This is a genomic window from Aeromonas sanarellii, assembly GCF_000820085.1.
In the GTDB taxonomy this organism is placed as follows: domain Bacteria; phylum Pseudomonadota; class Gammaproteobacteria; order Enterobacterales; family Aeromonadaceae; genus Aeromonas; species Aeromonas sanarellii.
On sequence record NZ_CDBN01000026.1, the window covers coordinates 914 to 1,115 of the forward strand.

The window sequence follows — 202 nt, forward strand, 5'->3', positions numbered from 1 at the left end:
ACGGCTGCTTGCGCCCGATCGCAAAAATTCATCCAGCCGGGTGCGGGTGGGCAGTGCCGTCATGGCCCCCTTGGCGGTGGTGGCGAGCGCCCCGCAGCCGTGGGCCTGGGCCAGGATGGCGGGCAGCTCGGCCAGACTGGGCAGCGATGAACGCCCGGCCAGCGCCGCCAGCAGCCCCGCGACGAAGGCATCCCCCGCCCCC

The 202-nt window shown here is 74.3% G+C and carries 1 protein-coding gene; it reads right to left on the bottom strand.

What is annotated here, in order from left to right; translation table 11 throughout:
* Positions 1-202: PfkB family carbohydrate kinase (locus tag BN1132_RS05715; protein WP_042075827.1), on the bottom strand; the 202-nt coding region annotated here is incomplete at both ends.